Below are 363 nucleotides of genomic sequence, written 5' to 3' on the forward strand. Positions count from 1 at the left end.
CCTTTTGCTGCAAAAATATAATGGCACCGATGATGTCGTGTTTGGCAGCGTAGTATCTGGACGTCCGGCAGACATTCCGAATGTGGAGCATATCATTGGTCTGTTTATCAATACGATTCCGGTGCGTATCCGAAGTCAAGTGGACAGCGTATTCTCCGACGTGATGAAGCACATCCAGGAGCAATCGATTGATTCCCATGTCTACGATACGTATCCGCTGTATGAAATTCAGGGATTGTCGGAGCTTAAGCAGGATTTGATTAATCATATTCTTATTTTTGAGAACTATCCGGTCGAGGAGCAAATCGAGCAATTAGGTAGCGGTGAGGAGGCCAGCTTCACCATCACAGGAGCCGAGTCTGT

Annotated in this window: 1 protein-coding gene; it reads left to right on the plus strand. The window is 46.6% G+C overall.

Annotation, left to right across the window (positions count from 1 at the left end; all coding sequences use genetic code 11):
* A partial coding sequence (locus ACN6NF_RS25765) for a condensation domain-containing protein (RefSeq protein WP_474320324.1) occupies positions 1 to 363 on the plus strand: 363 nt, incomplete at both ends.

The organism is Paenibacillus sp. TSM33 (assembly GCF_056099025.1).